The 6191-nt window shown below is 49.3% G+C and carries 7 protein-coding genes; 1 reads left to right on the top strand and 6 read right to left on the bottom strand.

What is annotated here, in order from left to right:
• The 6 genes from dcm to INT22_RS05245 all read right to left on the bottom strand — a co-directional run.
• A partial coding sequence (gene dcm, locus INT22_RS05280) for a DNA (cytosine-5-)-methyltransferase (protein WP_226912426.1) occupies positions 1–1198 on the bottom strand: 1198 nt, incomplete at its 3' end.
• A complete protein-coding gene (locus INT22_RS05275) occupies positions 1185–1517 on the bottom strand; it encodes an HVO_A0114 family putative DNA-binding protein (RefSeq protein ID WP_193060005.1) in 333 nt (110 codons plus the stop codon). The genes dcm and INT22_RS05275, both read right to left, overlap by 14 nt.
• 464 nt (positions 1518–1981) lie before the next feature.
• Complete coding sequence (locus INT22_RS05270; RefSeq protein ID WP_226912425.1) at positions 1982–2305, bottom strand: DUF1016 N-terminal domain-containing protein; 324 nt, start codon at positions 2303–2305, stop codon at positions 1982–1984.
• Between the two features lie 444 nt (positions 2306–2749).
• Entirely contained in the window at positions 2750–4036 is a 1287-nt protein-coding gene (locus INT22_RS05255; RefSeq protein ID WP_193060007.1) for a type II toxin-antitoxin system HipA family toxin, read from the bottom strand.
• Positions 4026–4319, bottom strand: a complete 294-nt coding sequence (locus INT22_RS05250) for a helix-turn-helix domain-containing protein (RefSeq protein ID WP_193060009.1) — start codon at positions 4317–4319, stop codon at positions 4026–4028. Before INT22_RS05250 ends, INT22_RS05255 begins: the two co-directional genes overlap by 11 nt.
• Positions 4320–4507: 188 nt before the next feature.
• On the bottom strand, positions 4508–4987 hold the full coding sequence (locus INT22_RS05245; RefSeq protein ID WP_193060011.1) for an Lrp/AsnC family transcriptional regulator: 480 nt from the start codon (positions 4985–4987) through the stop codon (positions 4508–4510).
• A gap of 136 nt (positions 4988–5123) precedes the next feature.
• Between INT22_RS05245 and INT22_RS05240 the strand changes: the two genes are divergently transcribed.
• Entirely contained in the window at positions 5124–6164 is a 1041-nt protein-coding gene (locus INT22_RS05240; protein ID WP_193060013.1) for a zinc-dependent alcohol dehydrogenase family protein, read from the top strand.
• Positions 6165–6191: the final 27 nt, after the last annotated feature.

Genomic DNA, 6191 nt, shown 5'->3' with positions numbered 1-6191 from the left:
TTTTAGCTATTTCCTCGATGATTGGAACAACTACAGAGTTACCGAATTGTTTGTACGCAGGTGTTCGAGATTTAGGTACGATAAAGCATTCAGGAAATCCTTGGAGTCTGGCGCATTCTCTTGGAGTAAGGAGTCTTGGGTTTTTATTTTTCTGAGGGATTAAGCACTCTTTACCATCTTTACCATAGCGAGCCACTATTGTGTTAGAAGGTTTGTCAAGATTAGCGGTATGAGCCGTAAAACCGGTACCTCGCTCTATATTTCTCTTTGTTCTATTCATATGACCAAGCCATAGCCTATCAGATATTGTATATATATCATCAACATCATTTTCAAGTATCAAGCTAAGGGGTTTCGGCTCACCATGAAAATCTGGAAAACAGAATTCAACTGATATATCAGACCGTATGGCCACCATATAACAACGAACTCTTCTCTGAGGAACAACTGAACTAGAGTCAATTACTTTGTAATAAAAATTATAGCCACTCTTCTCAATAGTTTCTTTTATTGTCTGAAAAGTGCGACCTTTGTCATGCCTTTCTAAGTTTCTAACATTTTCAAGAAAGACTATTTTCGGCTTTTTAGAATCAATAATACGCATTACATCAAAAAAAAGAGTTCCTTGAGTATCGCAAAGAAAGCCATGTTTCTTGCCAACAGAGTTTCTAGCCGATACTCCTGCATTTGAAAATGGCTGGCAAGGGAAACCAGCTAGTAAAACATCGTGCTCAGGTATTTCCTCTTCATCTATCTTTGTTATATCGCCAAATGGAAACTCACCATGATTTACCTTGTATGTTTTTTGAGCGGACTTATCATATTCCGAAGAGAAAACACAAGCGCCTCCGCTGCGCTGAAATCCTAGCCTAACACCGCCAATGCCAGCAAAAAGGTCAATGAATCTAAATTTTGCATCCAAGTCGGGCTTTAGCTTTAAACCGCTGAATACTTCATCAAAAAATGATTCCCTCGATAAGAACAAGTTTTTCTCTTGCAAAAGTGATAAAGTTTTTTCTTTGAGCTTCTTTGGCTCAGCCAACGTGAGATTGCAATAAAATTGACTATCAGTTGCGAGTGCATGCAACCACTGGTCAATAACCGCATCAACGTCGCTTTCTTGGGGCACATGAGAAAGCGCTAAGGGTTTGATGAGCTCTTCTGCTTGTTGGAGGGTCTTGGATCTATTTTTCATCATTCACTACGACTAAAAAATCTTGATGGGTGGTTTTAGGGCAGAGCATTTTTTTTGCGCTCTGCATCTCTACCAGATTGTATTTTCCTAAAGTCTTCAGCGTTCTCGATACATTACTTACCGCCCGACCTGTCAGTTCGGCTAGCTCGGTGACTGACTGTGGCTGCTGTTCAGTGATCACTTTTAATAAGTGTTGGTTTTCTTTAGACAGCACGTTGGCGATTGATTTTAGTGAGTCAAACCAAATATCTACTGGGTAATTTGGGTCAGGTGTTTGGCCGCGTATGCCAATCACACAGCGCTTTCGTCCCGTGCTTTCCATAACGCTCTCTTTGACTAGTTTGTTAAAAACTGTACACATATACATAGGCCGGATATCTTATCAACTGGTGATAATTGAGCAAGTGAATTTTCCTGTTAAAACGGCATGGCCAGAAGGCACTGGGGCGGTATTATCGGGTGTGTGGGCTTCAATCTATCGATAGATATCGCTCAACGAGGCCGCGGTACGGGCTCCAATAAGAATGGAGTGCGGAAATCACCACTGGTCATCAATGCTTTAATGGTGCAGTGGGCAAGTTAATAATGCGCTGCTGCTCTGAGAAATCTTGATTTGCATCGGTGCTATCTACGTAAAGTTATAGGCTCCCCTGCATGCAGAGTAAGCAAAGGGGCAATTTGCAAACAGTAGGGTGATTTTAAAAAAGCGTTGTCATAGTCAAAGCTAAAATCGAACCAGGAAAAGCTTAGGTACTATGTTCCCATTTTGTATTGGATTATGGGAATTTAGTCCCATCTATGCATTTGCTCTGCAGCTTTGGTTGATCGCTTCGTGCAAATACCCCGTCTCGGGCTTGGGCATTGTCTATTCGCAGCAGGGTGCGATAGTGAGTCCAGCTCAATTCGGTACGCACTGCGTTCCGTTTTGGAAAGCTTTGATAAAAACTGGCGCATATTGCGTAGATTGCGAACATCAAAGCCTTTACCCAGCCGCTCGGTGAGCTGTTGCGAAAGCTGCTGGAGCTGCTGTTTGCCGTATTCGGCGCGGCTACTGCCTTGCTGCTCATGCTCGACAATCAGACGGCCTATTTCCCAGTAGCTTTGTACCATGGCCGTATTTACGGCTTAGCGCACCTCCAGTTTTTGTTGGAGAACGGAGGGTTGGCGACGGCGAAATCGAAGGGTTTCAGCTGGCCGTTAGTGTCCTTCCACTGAGGGGCACTCAGCGTGCTGTCTTGCGCACATAGTCTTTGTACTGGCTGGCATCCATACCGCCGCGCAATTCATCGCAGCTTGCCCAAAGGGATGAGTAGAGCTCGTTCTTCTTAATGGCCATTTGGGATCCTTACATTACGGTCGTGTCGGCGCCAAGCGAGCCGCCACACGCTTAAAATGTCGTGTACTTTGCAATCAAACAGCACATAAAGCTAATGGGGTGCATCAGTATCAGCTTGGTGCTTCGAAAATTGGTGCTGATTATAACTTTTTGGGCGAGCGATAACGCTTGTATGCGGGACGTATTCCTCGCCATTTATCTTCTTTAAACAGTCATCGTTAACTGAGTAAAAGCTCCTTGTTCTCCTGCCACGCTTGATTCAATCGCTGGGTGATCAGCTCAATCGTGCTGGCTTTCACACCAAGGTCTTTTGCCACGGTTGGGAAAATGCTCATAACGTCTACGATCTCCTGAACATACGGCTGAGCCTGTTTCCAGTTGGCAAAGCCTGCATGCCCAGCTAGCTGCTGAATGGCTTTTAGAGGCGGCTGTTTACCGTAGCCTATGTAAGCAGTCGCGTGTTCTGCATAAGGGTGAGGGCTAAACGTTACGTCATAGAAAGGCGCTGGTTTCCATTCGCCTCGGTCGTCCTGCAAAAACGCCCAGTTTTTACTGTGATCATCCTGATTGCAGGCAAACAGGTTAAACAGGGCGCGTCGGAATTGGAGTTGGCCGACGGCGGGGGATTTACACAGCTGGCGGCTGGCTTTGATAAGGTCGGCGTAATCAAGACTAGGAGTTCGAAAGTCGGCATCCAGCAGACCACAGGCGCTATGCATATGCAGACGCCCCGCAGGGCTTTGATTAATCCAATCAAACCGTTTGATGGCAAGCCAAGCGCGTTCCCCCTGAGGCGTCGGTATGCGCAGCAACTGCCATTCCGGCGGCTCAAGGCCTGCCTTTTTAGCCAACTCCAGGTATACCGCTTCGCATAGGCCTTCTTCGTGACCCAAAGGCAAATGTTGGGAGGTAAACTTGACCAGCCACGCGTCATCCTCTGGCCGGGCCTTGGTTCGGCACTCGCTGAATTGGCCTGGAGCCATAAAAAGCTGTGCTTTTGGCCTTGCCCCACCGGAGCTACCCGCTGCGACTAGAGCACTTAGTACGTCTTCGGTTTGCCCATCAAAAACGGCTTGTGCTTGGAGTCCGAGTGTCGCTAGGTGCTCATTATCGCTTTGTGTCGGCGCAGCATCTGATGTTGGCTCAAAGGCCAGTGCGCCCATGCCGCGCTGGCCAACAAATGCCAGTCGATCCATCGCCGTAAGCTGCATAGGCGCTATACCATGCTGACGGAATACCCGGTCTTGTAGCAGCAGTCCCCACCCATCGGGTAAACAGTCGCCAAATACGCCGTGCAGTCCTTGATGCGGTGTTTTAGGGGCTGGCTGAAGCGCTAGGCCGTGCTGTAACGTAAAGGGCGATAGGTTGCCATGTCGTTCCTCATAGCCTTTCGCGTACTGAAAAAATACCCCCTGGCGGTTTTGCGCTAATACGCCCGCAGCAACCTGTTCCCCGGTTGATAGCGTGCGGGTCACGTTCAGCCGTTGCGTGGGTTTAAAGGCCATCTTTGAGCACCTCTTCGATAGAGGAAGGTGTCTTTGTGTTGAATGCGTCTTGTTGGGTCAGCGCATATAGCCGTGCCAAGTCGTCTAGGCTTTGCCATAGCAACAGCAGTTGGCGAAACGATATTTGCCCGGTGAGCTCAAATTTTTTGATGGTTGGGGCAGGCACACTGCTGCGCTGTGCCAGCGCCGCACGGGATAGGTTGGCCTGCTCGCGTAAGTGGCGCAGGTGAGTCGCAAAGGCTTGCTGGACATCGGTATCGTCTAACAGCAGAAAACGGTGCATAAGCTATGCATTCCTACAAAGGATATTACTGTATCCATTTTAGCTTTTTTAGACCTATTTTGGATACTACTGTATCTGTTTTTCTGTTTATTACTTATCGTACCACGGCCTGCTGCAGAAGTTATTCAAGTGCGTAAAGCCTGCTGGTAGCCTATTTCCTATTTTCACAACCTACCCGACTAATTCGCTTACAGGCCTAGCAACTCTCCAACCGGCAAGTGACTTGTCGCCTTCATTTCTCGCAGGGAGATATGGGAGCGGATGCTTGATATCCCCGGTAACTGGCGTAACACCTTTTCCACGAAGCGGCTGTAATCATCAAGGTCGCGGGCGATCACCTGCAAGAGAAAGTCCGCCTCACCGGTGGTGTTGTGGCAGCTGAGCACCCGGGAGCTGGCCTGGATAATGCGTTCAAACTCCGCAGTGGCCGCCTCGCTGTGCTGGGTGCAGGTGATCTGCACAAACGCCAGCACGTTGCCGCCTAGCTGTCGGCGGTTCAGTGTGGCTTGATAGCCTTCGATCACACCTAATTCTTCCAGGCGTTTATGGCGTCGCCAGCAGGTGGCTTCGCTCATTCCCAGCCGCTCGGCCAGCCTGGCGTTGGATAGCCGACCATCGGCTTGAAGGCTATCGACTATTTGAGCATCTACTTTATCCAGTTGACTCATTTGAAACACTCTTTCATGGTGAGGTGATTAATGGAAAGAGTGCTTCAAAATCAGTCTGTGTGTCCATTTATCAGAAAAGTAATTTCAGGCGCGGTTAGTTATATTAAAAACAATCAATACCGCGCAGGAGCCATTTATGAAAGCCGTTGTTTTTGAGCAATTTTCCGCCCCACCACAGATCCAGCAACTGCCTGACCCCACCCCCGAGCCGCATGGGGTTGTGGTGAAAGTGATGGCGACAGGCGTTTGCCGCAGTGACTGGCATGGCTGGGTAGGGCATGACACCGATATTCAACTTCCCCATGTGCCGGGGCATGAGCTTTCCGGTGTTGTCGAGGCCGTGGGTAAAGACGTAAAAACATGGCGCATTGGCGACCGCGTCACGGTTCCCTTCGTTGGTGGATGCGGCACTTGCCCTGAGTGCCACTCAGGCAACCACCAGGTGTGCGATAGCCAGTTCCAGCCCGGCTTCACGCACTGGGGCTCCTTTGCTGAGTATGTGAGTATTCACTATGCAGACGTCAATTTGGTCGCGCTGCCAGAGACATTGGATTTTGCAACGGCGGCGAGCTTGGGATGTCGGTTCGTTACCTCTTTTCGGGCAGTGGTTGATCAGGGCAAAACAGCGGCAGGGCAGTGGGTGGCCGTCCACGGTTGCGGCGGGGTTGGTCTATCCGCTGTGATGATTGCCAACGCCGTCGGCGCCAATGTGGTGGCCATCGATATTTCGGAAGACGCGCTTCACCTGGCTCGTCAATTGGGTGCCGTTGCCACTGTGAATGCTGCCAAGATTGCCGATGTGGTTGAGGCAGTGGCAGAAATAACCCAGGGAGGTGCTCATGTCTCTCTGGATGCATTAGGCCACCCGACGACCTGTTTTAACTCCATCAGCAATCTGCGCAAACGCGGCAAGCATATTCAGGTTGGGTTGATGTTGGCTGAGAACAGCACACCTGCTATTCCCATGAGTAAGGTTATTGCCCACGAGCTTGAAATACTGGGCAGCCATGGCATGCAGGCGCACCGTTATGACGCCATGCTGGCGATGATCCAGTCTGGAAAGCTGACGCCTGAAAAGCTTATCGGCAAGCGTATTACTCTTGAACAATCGATTGATGCGCTGATGAACATGGATAAGTTCGAAGGGGCAGGTGTGACGGTGGTGACGGAATTTTGATAAAGCGGGCTTCTGCGTTGCCGCTTT

Origin of the sequence: Halomonas sp. 3D7M, from assembly GCF_014897885.1 — a bacterium.
GTDB lineage: Bacteria > Pseudomonadota > Gammaproteobacteria > Pseudomonadales > Halomonadaceae > Vreelandella.
Note: the sequence above shows the minus strand (reverse complement) of the source record. Positions and strands in the feature narration are given on the sequence as shown.